Here is a 15819-nt window from a genome sequence, read left to right on the forward strand (position 1 = left end):
AAAAGTTATCCTTTCGGATAACTTTTTATTTATTTTTTGACATTAAAACTAGGTAAACAAAGACATTAATCACCATCAGCCCACTTGTTATTAAAAATGGTATCATAAAAGGTTCCAGATGTAGCTGGCTTGGAAGTTTCGTTAAAATAAGCGGTGTCAAAATAACTCCTATATTACCAGCTGTTAAGGCAAGGCTTGTGATAAAGTTATTATGTTCTTTTGCATAGTTTTTTGAAATATAAAAGAATACAGAAGACATGGTGCCAACAAAACTAGCTCCTATTAAAATACTAGCTACGATAAAAATGATCTGATTATTAGCTAAAGCAAATAGCACATTACCTATTCCCATAGCTAGAATCATAATTAATAGCGTCTTCTCTTGGAATACTTTAACTAATTTTCCAAATAGAGATCCAACTAAAATACCACTAAAAGCAAGGAGAGTTAACATATTACTAGAGAAGCTCGTCGCGTAGTGATATTTTGTCACTAGTAAGGTTGGAATTTTGACAGTTGCTCCTATATAAGCAATACCTACTAAGAACGTGATAAGCATCAACAAAGCCGCTTTAGTATCAAATGTTGTACTAGCTTTAAGGGTATGTGTTTGATTTTCAACCTCTGGAACATTTTTCCAAAAGAAAAAGAAAACAGGAATAACCAGAAGGTAAACCAAATAAATATAATTCACACCAATAGCTAAAACCAATCCAACAATAAATGTAGTTAAGGCTTTACCGATATTAAGTGATGCTGTTCTAAGACCAATCATACTGGCTCTCTCATCAGCCTCATATAAATCCGTTATGATACTAATTGATAGCGAATTATAGAGACCAATACCAATACCCAAAAGTAGTCGACTAGCCATCGCAAGTGAAAAATTACTTGTAAAAAATGAGATAAAACCAGACATTAAGATTAAACATAAACCAAGTAAGACCGTGTTTTTTTTGCCAAGTTTTGTGACTACAAAATTACTCAAAATAACAAAAATAGTAATCATCATAGCTGGAATAGTAACTAAACTCTCTACTGAAGCTAGTCCAATATGAGGGTTTTGAGTATGGTAAAAGGCATACAATTTAGGAATTGCAGGAGCAATTGCTAAGTGAGACATCAAAAAGATAGAAATCGATAAAAGAGTCAATTTCAATGAAAGTTTTGAATTCAATGGTTTTCTCCTTTAAAATAATCACTTATAAGTATATGAAGAATACTAAGCAAGGTCAAGCGAGTCGTTTCACTAATCTAAATACCTTTTTAAGATAGCTGCCTCTGAATCTCTCAATCTACGATACTGACCTGGTTTCAAATTCATATCAAGCCTCAAGTCACCAAAAGAAATACGCCTCAAGTATATAACTTTAACGCCATATGCAAGAAACATCTTTTTTACTTGGTGAAATTTCCCTTCTGTGATAGTTATTCTTGCGGTACTTTTGTCATTATTAGCCGTATCAATCGTTAATTCAGCTGGTTTACACTTTGTTCCATCGTCAAATACAACTCCTTCTTCAAAAAAGGTAATAGCATCTCTTTCCAAGAAACCATTTACTTCAACATAATATGTTTTTGCAACGTGGTGTTTTGGATGTAACATTCGGTAACCCAGTGGTCCATTATTCGTGATTATTAAAAGCCCTTCCGTATCACGATCTAGACGACCAATCGGATACAATCCCTCCACCTTATCTTTTTCGCTAATTAAGTCTATGACTGTTTTATGTTCTGAATCTCTAACTGCTGAAACAACTCCTGATGGCTTATAAAGGAGGTAATAAGAACTTTCTTTTAGGCAGACTCTCTCTTTTCCTACAAAAATCGATTGTAGACTACTATCTACAATAACATTATCCTTTGTAACAATTTGACCATCTACAGAAACTTGCCTAGAACGAATTAATTTCTTAACATGATTTCTAGACCCAAATCCTGCCTGACCTAATAATTTATCTAAACGCATACCCTTAGTTTACCATACTGTAAGTTAAACATTTGCTAATTCCTTTTAAAATCTTTATACTACTAATTAGTAATAGAAAAACAAAGGAGATTATCATGGGACTTTTAGTAGATGGCAAATGGGTTGATCAATGGTATGATACTGCATCAACTGGTGGTAAATTCGTCCGAACCGTTACACAATTCCGTCATTGGGTTACTAAAGATGGTTCAGCAGGGCCTAGTGGGGATGCAGGTTTTAAAGCAGAATCTGGACGATATCATCTCTACGTTTCACTAGCCTGCCCTTGGGCATCACGTGTATTAATCATGAGAAAGCTTAAAAATCTAGAATCTCATATCTCTATCTCCATTGTTAACCCTTTAATGTTGGAGAATGGTTGGACTTTTCAAGAATATAAAGGCGTTATTCCTGATATGATTAACCAAAGTCAATACCTTTACCAAATCTATCAAGCAAGTCAAAGTGATTATACAGGACGCGTGACAGTCCCTGTTCTTTGGGATAAAAAATGCCATACAATCGTTAACAATGAATCATCTGAAATTATGCGTATGTTAAATACTGCATTTAATCATATTACTGGAAATACTGACGATTACTTTCCCGATTCCTTGCAAGGACAAATTGACGAAATGAATAATTTTATTTATCCAAAAATAAATAATGGTGTCTATAAAGCTGGTTTTGCTACTTCTCAGAACGTTTATCAAAAGGAAGTTGAAACCTTATTCACAGCTTTAGATCAGTTAGAAAAACACTTATCTGATAACCATTATCTTGTTGGAGAACAATTTACCGAAGCTGATATTCGCCTTTTCACAACTTTAGTTCGCTTTGACACCGTTTATTATGGTCATTTTAAATGTAATTTAAAAGCGCTACATGATTACCCACATTTATGGCATTATACAAAACGTATTTACAACCTACCTGGAATTGCTGAGACGGTTAATTTTGATCATATCAAAAAACACTATTACGGTAGCCATAAAACCATTAACCCTACCGGTATTATTCCAGCTGGACCTAACTTAGACTGGACAATTTAATAAAGCATAATAAAAAAGTAAGAATGAATTTTTTCTCATTGAGATTCATCCTTACTTTTTTATTATTTACTTTCCAACTTTGATGCCGCTGCTTCATCCACAATAATCACAACATCATCATGTTTTTGGAGGATACTTGCTGGCATATTTTCTGTGATAGGTCCTTTAATCATACTTGCAATCGCTTCTGCTTTTTCAATACCATACGCCACTAATACGATTGTTTTTGATTTCATAATAGAGCCTATACCCATTGATAAGGCTTGCTTTGGTACATCATCAATACTATTAAAGAAACGACTATTAGCTTCAATTGTACTTGGAGCTAAATCAACCACATGTGTTGTAATATCAAAAGGTGTACCTGGTTCATTAAAACCAATATGACCGTTACGACCAATTCCAAGGATTTGAAAATCAATTGGATTAGCATTTATGACAGCATCGTATCGTTTTATTTCTTCTTTCAAATCTTTAGCCAAGCCGTTTGGAAGGTTATTTTCCTTGAAAGGTTTAGCATCAAAAAGATGTTTATGCATAAAATAAGAGTAACTTTGATCATTACTTGCGGCAATTCCAACATATTCATCAAGGTTAATAGAAACCATATTTGAAAAATCAAGATTACTTTTTACAATCTCTTCGTAAAAGGTGATTGGGCTACTTCCTGTTGCCAATCCTAAAGTTTGAGCACCAGCTTTCATTTTCTCTTCTAAAAGAGTAAATGCAATTTTCCCCCCCTCAATGTCGTTCTTAACTGTAATAACTCTCATGTTTACTCTCCTTTTATTTGGTATAGACCTTTATGATTATATTATATGGTATATACCAATTTTTGTCAATAAAAACTTCTTAATTTCGTTATAAAACTAAAAAGAATTACTGTCCATTCTAGTTTAGACAATAACTCCACGATTAATATTTTATATTGAAAATAATTGTCCAATGACATAGGTTGCCAACATTGTCAAACAACCAATCATCACATTTCGACGCATGGCAGGTACTGTAGGAGCTTGACCTAACTTAGCACTTACATAACCAGTTGATAATAGTGAAACAATAACAATTATTACCGTTCCTACAATTCGTACCGAAAATGGCAATAACAGAATAGTTATAGTTGGAAAAATTGATCCGATGGCGAAAGCTATAAAACTAGATATAGCAGCATGCCAGGGGCTTGTATATTCACCGAACTCAATACCATATTTTTCTTCAACTAAATGCTCAATAGCATTCTTTGAAAAAGCCTTGTCAACTAGCCATTGAGCATGTTCGTGACTTTCTCCTTTTGCTAAGTAGATATCAACTAAGGATTTTTTGGCAAGTTCTGGATTATTTTCTAGTAGTTTCTCTTCACGCGCAACTGCTGCTTGTTCAGTATCTTTTTGAGTAGAAACACTAACATACTCCCCACCAGCCATAGAAAATGCACCAGCTAAAATCGCGGAAGCTGCTGATAAAAAAATAATCCAAAGGTTATGAGTTGCACTCGCAACACCAATAACAACACCAGCTACAGAGATGATACCATCATTAGCACCAAGAACACCAGCTCTTAAAATATTCAATTGTTGGGAAAAATTTTTTGCTTCTTTCATCTTCTCCACTTCTCACTTTCTGACAATTATTATATCACTTATTTAGAATGATTACAATTATTTTTTTATAATCATTCTAAATAAAAAGATTAATTGGGTCATTTTTACCGAACGTGATATAATAGAAAAGCTTACTTATAGATAGGAGAAATCATGAATACAAACGATTTTGATTTTTATTTACCAGAAGAACTCATTGCCCAAACACCACTTGAAAAAAGAGACGCTTCTAAATTATTAGTCATTGATCATAAGAATAAGACGATGGCAGATAGCCATTTCGATCATATCTTAGATGAACTCAAGCCTGGTGACGCTTTAGTAATGAATAACACACGTGTTCTGCCCGCTCGCCTTTATGGTGAAAAGCCAGATACACATGGCCATGTAGAGTTATTACTTCTCAAAAATACAGAAGGCGATCAATGGGAAGTGCTTGCTAAACCCGCTAAACGCTTACGCGTAGGGACCAAAGTTTCATTTGGTGATGGTCGGTTAATAGCAACAGTCACAAAGGAATTAGAACATGGTGGGCGTATTGTAGAATTCTCATATGATGGTATTTTTCTAGAAGTCCTTGAAAGTTTGGGCGAAATGCCACTTCCGCCATATATTCATGAAAAACTAGAAGATCGTGACCGCTATCAGACTGTGTATGCAAAAGAAAATGGTTCTGCTGCTGCACCAACAGCCGGTCTTCATTTTACAAAAGAACTTTTGGAAAAAATTGAAACAAAAGGTGTGAAGCTTGTCTATTTGACGCTTCACGTTGGACTTGGAACTTTCCGTCCTGTTTCAGTTGATAATCTTGATGAACACGAAATGCATTCTGAGTTTTACCAATTATCTAAAGAAGCTGCTGATACTCTCAATGCAGTTAAAGAATCTGGTGGACGTATTATAGCTGTTGGTACAACTTCTATTCGCACATTAGAGACAATTGGTTCTAAATTCAATGGTGAATTAAAAGCCGACTCAGGGTGGACAAATATTTTTATCAAGCCTGGTTATCAGTTCAAGGTTGTAGACGCTTTTTCAACCAACTTTCACTTACCAAAGTCTACTCTTGTCATGTTAGTATCAGCATTTGCTGGACGTGATTTTGTACTAGAAGCTTACAACCATGCAGTTGAAGAACGATATCGTTTCTTCAGCTTTGGTGATGCTATGTTTGTTAAGTAAGAATAGGCTTTCAATTAGGAAAAAGTTTTATCGTTTTTTAACACGATTGACATACTACAACGCCTCCAAAATGCTACAATATGATAATGAGTAATCGAAGTATTTTAGACGAGCGATTATGTTTTACGGTTAGTGAAACACATCGACTTTTCAATAAATTTTACCAAAAAGCTTTGGATGAATTTCAATTGACTTATCTCCAATACGTTATCTTGTTAGTCCTTTGGGAAGAGGATCATCGGCATATGAAGGAGGAACTTAGTTATGCACTATCTCTTAATTCGAATACCCTAACTCCAGTTTTAAAGCGTATGGAAAATCGTGGGTGGATTGTACGAGTAAAACCAAGAGATGATAAAAGGCAACTCATTATTCACCTAAGTAACAAAGGTATTGAGTCACAAGATGCCGTTGTCAATGCGGTGCAATCGTGCGGGTATTTTTTCTCAGAAATTAGTCCTGAATCTTATCAAAAAACTGTTTCTGCCCTTTCTTCACTTAATCAAGTTATAAAATCACATTTATAAAAACCTCTTAGATAGTTAATCTAAGAGGTTTTTATTATTTTGATAGATTTATTTCTAATTCATATTAACACGATGCCATTGATTAATAACAAAACATAATTGTTCTAGCTGATATAGTCCCACTCCATTAATTTCTGAATCTTCCTGAGTAGAGCCACCTAAACCTGCAGTATAAATAGCAACAATATAAGGCACTTCTTCTTTGACAATTGCTCCAACATTCAACGCCTCACGGACATACCCTGGCTTTTGAGCAACAACAACATCAGATGGTATCAAAGCACGATAATAATCTGTTGGAAAAGCTTCTTCTAAATAAGTAATTAAACTATCATACTTTTTACGATGTTTCCAGAGATAATCTAGCACTTGAATATAGTAATCTGTTGTCACTTTATTACCGTTTTTTTGTATATTTTTGATGTCTCCTTTAGATTGGCCATAACGACCAAACTTTGAATAAGCACTATCCATGCCACCAATACGCTCAGCTAAAGCATAGGCGGGTGTATTTTCTGAATAAACTAAAGAGTATTTTTGCATATCATCAATAGACATTGCCCCCGAGAAAGCAGCAACATAATTATTATGTTCACCAATATATTCATAGTCAGTCTCGGTAATATCAAAGCGTTCTTCCATGGACAACTTGCCCTTGACCACTGCATCTACTACCAACATGTTAAGAGGTAACTTATAGGTGCTCCCTGCTGTCATAGCCTGAGTATCATTCATAGAGTCCCTTTGTCCTGTTTTTAAATTTTTATAAGAAAAAGCAACACTATTTTTTTCAATGCCATATTCAGACATATAGGCCAGAACAACCTCTTTCAAGGACAAATGGGCATAATCATAATAGAGCCTATAGGCATTCATCAATTCCATATCCTGTTCCATGACCATTTTCTTTTTTTCAAGAGACTTTTCTACAATTTTTTGATCATGTGAGATACTGGATGTCCTTGTGGTTGAAGTAGATAATACTCTTCTATCTTTTGTCTGCTTCAACTTAGAGTTGCTGGACTTATTAAACATTACTAAAAAAATCAACATGATTAATAAAGTAAGGGTAATAATAATGGTTAATCCTAAAATAAATTCTTTCTTTGTTTGTTTCACAACACCTCTCCTACTAATTTATTATAGTAAGAAAATTAGAAAAAATCAATGAGAATTCTATTCAAACAGTGATAATAAACATCACGTATTCATCCAAATTTTACCCAAAGAAACAATAGTAAACGACAGCAACTATTGTGCTAGTTAATCCAATCAAAGCTTCATAGCTAATTAGTTTCATACGATCTTTTATAGCCATATTGACAGCTCCGCCTGTCGCATGGAAGAAGGATCCATGAGGTAGCGAATCCAGAACAGTCGCACCTGCGTGAATCATAGCTGCACCCGAAACCGCCGGTACCCCCGATTTAATCAAGGTTTCAGCAAACGTTTGTGAAGCGATAGTTGTTCCAGAAGTCGTTGATGCTGTTGCTGCTCCCATAAAAATACCTGAGAGTGGGGCAAGGATGAAGGTCGGCATATTTAAAAATTCAAGGAGATGAATCATATCAAATTGTAGATTAGATGCTTTAATAATACCTGAGAGTGTACCTGTTCCAATCAAAAGAATTGAAACGCCAACAACTTTTGATAAACCGTATTCAACAAACGGTACCGTTTCTTTTAGGTAACCTGTTGCTAAAATACTAATTAGACCACCCAACGGCAGTGCAATCAAGGGATCAATAGTGATTCCAAATAAAGGACGAAGAGCTAATAAGCAGATAACCACAAGTGGACCAGAAATAGCCGGTAAGAATGCTGGCAGATCAGAGCCCACTTGCTCCTCACTATCATAAGAAATATCGTTATTTTTCTTGGAAACAATCTTTGCTAATATAATCGTAACTACTAAAGCTGCAATTGCAGGAATAATATTTTGTACCATTAAGCTTGTTAAATCAACCTTAAATGCTTCTGAAGCAGCAATTGTATTAGGATTGGGTGAAATAATATTCCCAGCCTTACCACCACCAATCATTGCTAACAGTATGCTAGATTTAGAAAGATTAGCTTTTTTACCTATTGCTAATGCAATCGGGGCAACTGTAATAACTGCAATATCAATAAAGACACCTACTGCACAAATAATCATTGTTGCGATGGCTAAAGCTGTGATGGCTCGCTGTTGTCCTAATTTTTTAATGATACTTTCTGCAATTTTTTCAGCTGATCCGGTTTTAATTAAAGCACCCGCTAAAATCCCTGATGTTAAAATGCGTAATATGGATGACATCATCCCTTGCGCACCTAATACCATAGTATTGACAATTGTAACTAAATCACCGCCACCAATCAAACCTCCAACTAATGCTCCAAGAATGAGACTATAGGCAGGATGAACTTTTTTGATAATCAGTAAAATAGCAAGCGCTAATCCTATTAAAGCCCCTGTTGTTGTAAATGTAGCTTCCATAACTTATCAGAATTCCTTTCAATATTAATGATTATACAAATTGATTAATCTAAAGACTTGAGTAGCAGTTTCTTTCATATTTTTATAAGCTACCTCTTTAGACATAGCCTCATCTAAACTGATAAGGCGTCGTACGATTGGAAAAAAAGCATCAATACCATGTTGATTACAAAGTATAGCATCTTCGGTGACAGTTCCAGAGAATGCCACTACTTTCTTACCATATTTTTTAGCTAATTTTGCTACGCCAATTGGAGCTTTTCCCATCACCGTTTGCCCATCCAGACGACCTTCACCAGTAACTACTAAATCAGCTTCAGAAATCGCTTTTCCTATGTTAATTTCTGATAGAATAATATCAATACCTGGTTCTAAGGTAGCATTTGTAAAGGCTAAAAAGGCAAATCCAAGCCCACCCGCTGCACCTGTTCCTTCAATAGTTGCATCTGCTTTTTCACTAACTGAAGTAGCTAAAGTAGCATAATTACTTAACCAAGTATCCATTTTTGTAATCATATCTTCATCAGCACCTTTTTGCGGTCCAAAAATCGAACTACACCCTTGAGCACCACATAAAGGATTTGTTACATCACATGCAATTTTAAAATCGCATTCTTTTAATTCCTCAATAACCTTATCAGTAGAGATAGATTTTAAATCTGCCAATCCTTGTGCTCCCAAACTGATTTCTTGATTATCTTTATCTAATAATGCATATCCCAAAGCTTGTAGCATACCTGCCCCACCATCATTAGTAGCACTACCTCCAATACCAATAATAAAGTGCCTACAGCCTTTACTTATAGCATCCTTTATCATTTCTCCAACTCCATAAGTGGTTGTATGGAGAGGATTTCTCTCTTCAGTAGCAATTAGGGTAATACCAGCAGCTGCAGCCATTTCAATAATAGCTAACTGACGCTGTGAAATAATACCATAACTCGCATGTACTTTTTCTCCAATAGGCCCCTTAACAGGGATTGTTTCGATCGTACCCCCCATACCTAGCGTCAAAGCTTCAACAGTTCCTTCTCCCCCATCTGCTAATGGATGTACTTCCACATCCGCCCCTGGGATTACTTCATTAATTGACTCCTTTATAGCATTTCCAGCTTCTAAAGAAGAAAGACTCCCTTTCAAAGAATCAATAGCTACTACTACCTTCATTTGAAAACCTCCTTGAAAATATTTTGTGAATCCTTGTTATTTTTTTCACTAGTTTATATCACTCAATTATAGTAACAAAATCAAATAACAAAAAATATAGACTATAGAACAAATGTTAGCGTTTTTATGATATGATATTTGTTATATATAACAAAAGGTAAGCTGAATGAAATTAAGAAAACAACTCGCACAACAAATCGTTACCTCTATCAAAGATGTTTGTCAACAAGATATTAATTTTATTAATACCAAAGGAATCATTTTCGCTAGTACCAATCCAAAACGTGTTGGAGAATTCCATGAAATTGGTTTAAAAGTAGCACAGACAGGACAAATGATTGAAGTAACAGATCAAGAATCTTATTTTGGGACACAAGCAGGGATCAATATTCCTTTCTATTATAATTGTGAATTATTAGCTACTATTGGGATTAGTGGAAACCCCAACCAAGTAGGAAAATATGCTTTACTTGCTCAAAAAATGACTCGACTCATCTTAAAAGAGCATGAATTAGATTATCTGGATTTCGGGCGAAAAAACGAAGCTTCTATTGTCTTACATCATCTTGTTGAAGGCAGAGAGTTAGACTACTATTACCTCAATCAATTTTTAAACCAATACCACCTATCAGAGAAAACTGACTATCGTCTACTCACTTTTGAAATCAATAGTCAAAAACAAAAATTACTCTTAAGTCAATCTGAAATGTCACTCTTGAACTTTTTTGATAAACTTGACACTGCTATTTATACCTTTAATTATCCCAATCAATACTGGCTTTTACTTTCTGACCAGATGTTTGACTATTATTATCCAAATATCCTATCAAAGTTTGAATGCGAAAAGGGCCTCTATAAAGTTGGTATCGGACAAAAATCATCTTTATCACTTTTAAAAAGATCATATGAAACGTCTATCTTAGCCCTGAAAGCTTTAAAAGGTCAACAGAAGGTCAACCTCGTCGACGACCTTGATCTTGAACTGTTATTAACAAGTATTGATTCTAATATTAAACAATATGTGCTAAATAAAGCGCTTGTAAACTTATCTGAAAATGATAAGATCTTGCTTAACTCATATTTTAAGCATAATCTATCATTAAAAGAATGTAGTCAGGAACTTTTTATCCATAAAAATACTGTTCAATATAGGTTAAATAAGATTTATGAGTCAACGCAGCTCAACCCAAGAAATTTTAAGGATGCAACTTTATTGTATCTAGCACTTAAATCAGAAGATATTAACCTTCATAAATTATAATAAAAAGGAGTAACCTATGGATACTCCTTTTTATTATAATTGAAACAGAGACTAGTTGTTTAACATGTTATCTGTTATGATGTTCAAACAATGATTGACCATTTGTCCTAATCACTTTTTGGTACCAACCAAATGACTTCTTCTTGTAACGTTGTAGACTCCCTGTTCCATCATCATTTCGATCAACATATATTAGACCATAACGTTTACTTAGTTGAGCTGTAGACATGGATACACAATCAATACACCCCCAAGATGTATATCCCATTATTTCAACACCATCTTCAATAGCTTTAGCAACTTGAACTAAATGTTGATTCATATAATCAATACGATAATCATCTTCGACAGTATAATCACCGTCTAGTGTTTCTATCAATTGATCTTTTGCTCCCAATCCATTTTCTACAATAAACAACGGAATCTGATAACGTTCATAATACTGATTTAAGACTAGGCGTAGCCCGATGGGATCGATTTGCCATCCCCATTCTGAAGTTGTTAAATGAGGATTAGTCAGGCCTCCAAGGATATTTCCCTGACCACTTTGATAATTTTCAAAGTCATAAGCTTGTGTCACGCTCATATAGTAACTAAACGATAGGAAATCTACTGTATTTTGTGCCAATACTTCCTCATCTCCTTCTTCAAATTTAATTTTAATACCATTATTTTTGAAATAGGACTGAATATAAGTGGGATATTTACCTCTGACATGTATATCTGAAAATAGCAGATTATGTTGTTCAAATTGTCTTGCAGCCAGGACATCTCTTGGATCAGATGTCATAGGATAAGCTGGCATAGCCAGAATCATACAGCCAATTTTAAAATTAGGATTGATAGAACGCCCTAATTTTGTCACTCTAGCCGATGCTACTAATTCATGATGAATAGCTTGATAAAGCTCCTGAGGACTTAGTTGTGATTTGTCGGTCATAATAGCACCACTGGTGAAAGGCATATGTAAAATAGAATTCACTTCATTAAAAGTCAACCAATATTTCACCTTATCTTTATAACGCTCCATGACTGTTTGAGCAAATTTCTCAAAAAATGCTATCAAACGTCTATCAGCCCAACCATTATAAGTTTTTGCAAGATGAAGCGGTGTTTCATAATGAGATAAGGTAACCAAGGGCTCGATATTATATTTAAGCAACTCATCAAATAAATTATCATAAAATTGTAAGCCAGCTTCGTTTGGAGCACTATCATCCCCATTTGGAAAAATTCGAGACCAGGCAATAGAGGTTCTAAAAACTTTAAAGCCCATCTCTGCAAACAGTTTTATATCATTTTTATAGTTATGATAAAAATCAATTGCTTCTAGCTTCAAATTGTCTGGAGTAGGTTTGGCGGTGAAATCGCCTAAACCACCATTTGGAAGTACATCTTGTACAGATAAACCTTTGCCATCTGTTCTAAATGCACCCTCTACCTGATTGGCAGCAACTGCACCTCCCCATAGAAAATGTTTAGGAAAAACCGTCATATTATCATCCTTCCTTTTAAAGAATTACAAGTAAATCATCTTCATTTGTAACCATTGTCTCTTCGTCTTTAACGATAATTTCAAGTTGGTCAATTGAATTTGTAACTACAACCGGACTAATAAGAGAATACCCCTTTGAACTAATAAAATCAATATCCATTCGCAAAAGTAACTGTCCTCGTTTAACAAAATCGCCAATTTTGACCAATTGTTCAAAACCTTCTCCATTTAGTTCTACAGTATCTATTCCAATATGGATTAACACTTCGACTCCCTTATCATCCTTTAAGGCAATGGCATGTTTTGTAGGAAATAAACTTATAATTTCACCATCAAATGGTGCATAAACTTCACCCACACTAGGAGTGATTGCTAAACCTTCACCTAGTAATTTAGATGAAAATGTTTCATCGGGTACTTTAGATAAAGGTAATACATTGCCTACCATAGGTGAATACAATGTCTCTTTTTTTGATAAACCACTTCTAATATGTGTGTGCTCTTGAGCATTAATACTACTTTTTTCGTTTTCTCCTTCATCAATTCCCAAGAACCATGTAATAATGAAAGTCAAAATAATAGTAGCTATTGCTGCAATAACAGCATTACTGAAATTATTGCCCCCCTGTGGATTGATGTATTGTGGCAAACCAATAATAGATGGTACTACAAATGTATAGGAAGCAATATTAACTAATCCAATATAAGCTCCTACTAAACCACCTGATATCATTGCAGCGTATAAAGGCTTCTTGAACTTCAGTGTGACACCATAAAGTGCAGGTTCTGTGATACCAGCTAGTAGTGCTGATAAACCTGCTGCAAAGGCCACCTGACGTGTTTGTTTTTGTTTAGCCTTAACTGCAACAGCAAGAGAAGCCGCACCTTGAGCTAAATTAGAAGCTAACATTGCTGGTAAAATCAAAACATCTGGTGTCGCAACAGAAGCAGCTAAAAAGATTGGAGCAAATGCCCAGTGCATTCCTGTCATAACAACCAATGGCATAATAGCACCAAGAATAGCTAAAGCTAACCATGGTGCCACATGGTAAATCGAAAGCATTGCACTAGACAATCCTTTACCAATAATTACCCCCAGTGGCCCCACGACCACTAAAGCTAAAAAGCCAGAAATGAGAATAATCAAAGTCGGTTGTAAAAAACTCTTCATTACACTAGGAACAATTTTATTAATCCATCTCTCAATATATTGCATAAGAAAAACCATAATTAAGATTGGAATAACAGAAGAACCATAACTAGCCAGTGTAACCGGAGCTCCAAATAAAGATAATGGTTTTCCTTCAGCTACCATTGTCACAAAAGCAGGGTGTAAGAGAATCCCTCCTACTGTAGCAGCTAATACAGGTGTAACTTTAAATCGTGACGCTGCTGAATAAGCAATCATTATTGGCATAAAATAATAAGCGGCATCACCAAAAAAATTGATAAAAGCTACTGTTTGAGAACTAGAGCTTGCTATACCGAGCATAGGGAGCAAAATACCTATAACCTTGAGCATACCTCCTCCTAGAAGAGCAGGTATAAGCGGCGTAATGACTCCTGCAATCGTTTCAATTAATTTCTCAAATATTGAACTCTTTTTTTGTGATGAAAATTCTCTGGTAGTATTTTCAAAATGACCTAAGGCCAAAAAAGCATTATAATAATTATTGACATCATTTCCCAAAATAATTTGGTATTGATCATTTTTACGCATAACACCGATAACATTCGGAATATTTTTAATAACCTGATCGTTGACAATTTCATCATTGTCTAAAACTAATCGTAATCGTGTCACACAGTGGGTTACGTGTTGAATATTTTTTTCTCCCCCTACTGCTGCTAAAATAGCTTTAGCAGTCTCTTGGTATTTAGTCATCTGATATCTCCTTTAAATTTTTAACTAATCGTTTAACATGCACCGTCAGATATAGGAGTTCACTTGAATTAAGTTGATATTGGTATTGGATAGCCATATTGTTGCCGATCTCTTTAACACATTTATATTCTCTCGGATATTTTTTCTTAACTACCAAAAGTAAATCAGCATCATCATCTTCGTATTTCATTCCTGATAAAACACGTTGAGCAAATAATTTGGTATGTGTCATGAAACGATAATAATCAATTGAACTTTCATCTAGTTCTGTTCGAAAATCTATTTTTACTTTCTGTTCAATGTAAGATACAATCTCAGTGATTTTATGCGCTTCATTAAACGGATTATCCAATCCAGCATTTACAAAGTGCATAGCAATAAAAGCTGACTCATCAATTGTTAAACAAATACCCAATTCATCCTTTATAAGTTCCAGAGCCTTCATCCCAATGGAGTATTCATCAGGATAGTAACGCTGGATTTCCAACCTTAGTGGATTTTGGATAACCATTCCTTGTTCATGTCTTTCAATAGCCGAATGAATATGATCTGTCAAATTGATATAAAGAATTTCATCTAAGTTCTTACCCAATTTGATTTTACCTAGGTTGATAATTCGTTCTGAACATGCAACTACTTCTTCTGGAACAGTAATAAATAACTCCGTAAAACGGTTCATGTTATCACTATTTTTTAAAACAAATGACTTCTCAATAGCATCGCTATTAATCCTATCACCTATTCTTTTCTTAAATGCAATTCCTTTCCCCATCAGTAACACATCTAATCCTTGATGTGTTACTGATATGACTGCATTATGATTTAATACGCGTTTTATAATCATTAAAGTCCTAGTCCTTCACTCGCACAATAAAAAATGACCCATCCAAGACACAACAAAAAGTCGTCGTTGAATAGGTCCCTGCTCACAAAATGTGATAACATCCTTTATTATGCAATTTTATCTGTTATCAGCTTGCTTACCTTAAATAATAACACCTGAAAACGTTTTAATTTTATCATTTCTTACTAATCTTGTCAAGCGCTTTCAATAAACTTATTCGCTTAGTTGAAGATAATAGGACTGTTCTAGTTTTATCTGAGTTTGGACTTCTAGACTTTTAAAAAACATTATCAACTTTTAGAATAATAAAAAAAACGAGCCTACTCGACTCGTTTTTTATTTTAAGTACTTAGTCAG

Annotated in this window: 14 protein-coding genes; 4 read left to right on the plus strand and 10 right to left on the minus strand. The window is 34.6% G+C overall.

All coding sequences use genetic code 11. The features are described from left to right. Positions 1–25: 25 nt before the first annotated feature. Both HMPREF9171_RS106815 and HMPREF9171_RS106810 read right to left on the minus strand, forming a co-directional pair. On the minus strand, positions 26–1177 hold the full coding sequence (locus HMPREF9171_RS106815) for an MFS transporter (protein ID WP_001086205.1): 1152 nt from the start codon (positions 1175–1177) through the stop codon (positions 26–28). Between the two features lie 72 nt (positions 1178–1249). Then, on the minus strand, positions 1250–1969 hold the full coding sequence (locus HMPREF9171_RS106810; protein ID WP_001234954.1) for a 16S rRNA pseudouridine(516) synthase: 720 nt from the start codon (positions 1967–1969) through the stop codon (positions 1250–1252). A 95-nt stretch (positions 1970–2064) separates the two neighbouring features. On the opposite strand from HMPREF9171_RS106810, the gene HMPREF9171_RS106805 reads away from it, so the two are divergent. Then, positions 2065–3021 (plus strand): glutathione S-transferase family protein, encoded by a 957-nt coding sequence (locus HMPREF9171_RS106805; RefSeq protein ID WP_000523780.1) that lies wholly within the window; start codon positions 2065–2067, stop codon positions 3019–3021. A 62-nt stretch (positions 3022–3083) separates the two neighbouring features. Here HMPREF9171_RS106805 and nagB read toward each other — a convergent pair whose 3' ends face one another. Together nagB and HMPREF9171_RS106795 are read right to left on the minus strand one after the other, a co-directional pair. Continuing rightward, complete coding sequence (gene nagB, locus HMPREF9171_RS106800; RefSeq protein ID WP_001263958.1) at positions 3084–3794, minus strand: glucosamine-6-phosphate deaminase; 711 nt, start codon at positions 3792–3794, stop codon at positions 3084–3086. A 150-nt stretch (positions 3795–3944) separates the two neighbouring features. Then, complete coding sequence (locus HMPREF9171_RS106795; RefSeq protein ID WP_000656582.1) at positions 3945–4625, minus strand: VIT1/CCC1 transporter family protein; 681 nt, start codon at positions 4623–4625, stop codon at positions 3945–3947. Between the two features lie 153 nt (positions 4626–4778). Here HMPREF9171_RS106795 and queA point away from each other — a divergent pair, with 153 nt between their 5' ends. Together queA and HMPREF9171_RS1000000113500 are read left to right on the plus strand one after the other, a co-directional pair. Further along, positions 4779–5807, plus strand: coding sequence for a tRNA preQ1(34) S-adenosylmethionine ribosyltransferase-isomerase QueA (gene queA, locus HMPREF9171_RS106790; RefSeq protein ID WP_001095264.1), 1029 nt, complete (start codon positions 4779–4781; stop codon positions 5805–5807). Positions 5808–5893: 86 nt separating this feature from the next. Beyond that, positions 5894–6334 (plus strand): MarR family winged helix-turn-helix transcriptional regulator, encoded by a 441-nt coding sequence (locus tag HMPREF9171_RS1000000113500; RefSeq protein ID WP_032459120.1) that lies wholly within the window; start codon positions 5894–5896, stop codon positions 6332–6334. 54 nt (positions 6335–6388) lie between these two features. On the opposite strand, the gene HMPREF9171_RS106785 is transcribed toward HMPREF9171_RS1000000113500, so the two are convergent. From HMPREF9171_RS106785 to HMPREF9171_RS106775, 3 genes are all read right to left on the minus strand, one after another. After that, the gene (locus tag HMPREF9171_RS106785; RefSeq protein ID WP_000814868.1) at positions 6389–7453 is read right to left on the minus strand and encodes a serine hydrolase; all 1065 of its coding nucleotides are present in this window, start codon (positions 7451–7453) and stop codon (positions 6389–6391) included. Positions 7454–7553: 100 nt separating this feature from the next. Next, on the minus strand, positions 7554–8810 hold the full coding sequence (locus tag HMPREF9171_RS106780; RefSeq protein ID WP_000388411.1) for a GntP family permease: 1257 nt from the start codon (positions 8808–8810) through the stop codon (positions 7554–7556). 24 nt (positions 8811–8834) lie between these two features. Continuing rightward, positions 8835–9977, minus strand: coding sequence for a glycerate kinase family protein (locus tag HMPREF9171_RS106775; RefSeq protein ID WP_000869900.1), 1143 nt, complete (start codon positions 9975–9977; stop codon positions 8835–8837). 166 nt (positions 9978–10143) lie between these two features. Here HMPREF9171_RS106775 and HMPREF9171_RS106770 point away from each other — a divergent pair, with 166 nt between their 5' ends. Further along, positions 10144–11238, plus strand: a complete 1095-nt coding sequence (locus HMPREF9171_RS106770) for a CdaR family transcriptional regulator (protein WP_000776696.1) — start codon at positions 10144–10146, stop codon at positions 11236–11238. A 67-nt stretch (positions 11239–11305) separates the two neighbouring features. Here HMPREF9171_RS106770 and HMPREF9171_RS106765 read toward each other — a convergent pair whose 3' ends face one another. From HMPREF9171_RS106765 to licT, 3 genes are read right to left on the minus strand one after another with little or no spacing between them, the layout of a single operon-like run. Further along, entirely contained in the window at positions 11306–12733 is a 1428-nt protein-coding gene (locus HMPREF9171_RS106765; RefSeq protein ID WP_000215677.1) for a glycoside hydrolase family 1 protein, read from the minus strand. 16 nt (positions 12734–12749) lie between these two features. Next, positions 12750–14618 carry a PTS beta-glucoside transporter subunit IIBCA gene (locus HMPREF9171_RS106760; protein ID WP_000170533.1) on the minus strand — a complete coding sequence of 623 codons (1869 nt, stop codon included), beginning with the start codon at positions 14616–14618 and terminating at the stop codon, positions 12750–12752. Beyond that, a complete protein-coding gene (gene licT, locus HMPREF9171_RS106755) occupies positions 14611–15462 on the minus strand; it encodes a BglG family transcription antiterminator LicT (RefSeq protein WP_000584608.1) in 852 nt (283 codons plus the stop codon). The genes HMPREF9171_RS106760 and licT overlap by 8 nt, the downstream gene beginning before the upstream one ends. Positions 15463–15819 lie beyond the last annotated feature (357 nt).

The sequence above is a fragment of the Streptococcus agalactiae ATCC 13813 genome (assembly GCF_000186445.1).
Lineage (GTDB): Bacteria > Bacillota > Bacilli > Lactobacillales > Streptococcaceae > Streptococcus > Streptococcus agalactiae.

Excerpts from the sequence above, each read along its gene's own strand:
- HMPREF9171_RS106780 (WP_000388411.1), bottom strand. The coding sequence starts at position 8,810 with ATGGAAGCTACATTTACAACAACAGGGGCTTTAATAGGATTAGCGCTT.
- queA (WP_001095264.1), top strand. The coding sequence starts at position 4,779 with ATGAATACAAACGATTTTGATTTTTATTTACCAGAAGAACTCATTGCC.
- HMPREF9171_RS106810 (WP_001234954.1), bottom strand. The coding sequence starts at position 1,969 with ATGCGTTTAGATAAATTATTAGGTCAGGCAGGATTTGGGTCTAGAAAT.
- HMPREF9171_RS106775 (WP_000869900.1), bottom strand. The coding sequence starts at position 9,977 with ATGAAGGTAGTAGTAGCTATTGATTCTTTGAAAGGGAGTCTTTCTTCT.
- HMPREF9171_RS106760 (WP_000170533.1), bottom strand. The coding sequence starts at position 14,618 with ATGACTAAATACCAAGAGACTGCTAAAGCTATTTTAGCAGCAGTAGGG.
- HMPREF9171_RS106805 (WP_000523780.1), top strand. The coding sequence starts at position 2,065 with ATGGGACTTTTAGTAGATGGCAAATGGGTTGATCAATGGTATGATACT.
- licT (WP_000584608.1), bottom strand. The coding sequence starts at position 15,462 with ATGATTATAAAACGCGTATTAAATCATAATGCAGTCATATCAGTAACA.
- HMPREF9171_RS106765 (WP_000215677.1), bottom strand. The coding sequence starts at position 12,733 with ATGACGGTTTTTCCTAAACATTTTCTATGGGGAGGTGCAGTTGCTGCC.
- HMPREF9171_RS106770 (WP_000776696.1), top strand. The coding sequence starts at position 10,144 with ATGAAATTAAGAAAACAACTCGCACAACAAATCGTTACCTCTATCAAA.
- nagB (WP_001263958.1), bottom strand. The coding sequence starts at position 3,794 with ATGAGAGTTATTACAGTTAAGAACGACATTGAGGGGGGGAAAATTGCA.
- HMPREF9171_RS106795 (WP_000656582.1), bottom strand. The coding sequence starts at position 4,625 with ATGAAAGAAGCAAAAAATTTTTCCCAACAATTGAATATTTTAAGAGCT.
- HMPREF9171_RS1000000113500 (WP_032459120.1), top strand. The coding sequence starts at position 5,894 with ATGAGTAATCGAAGTATTTTAGACGAGCGATTATGTTTTACGGTTAGT.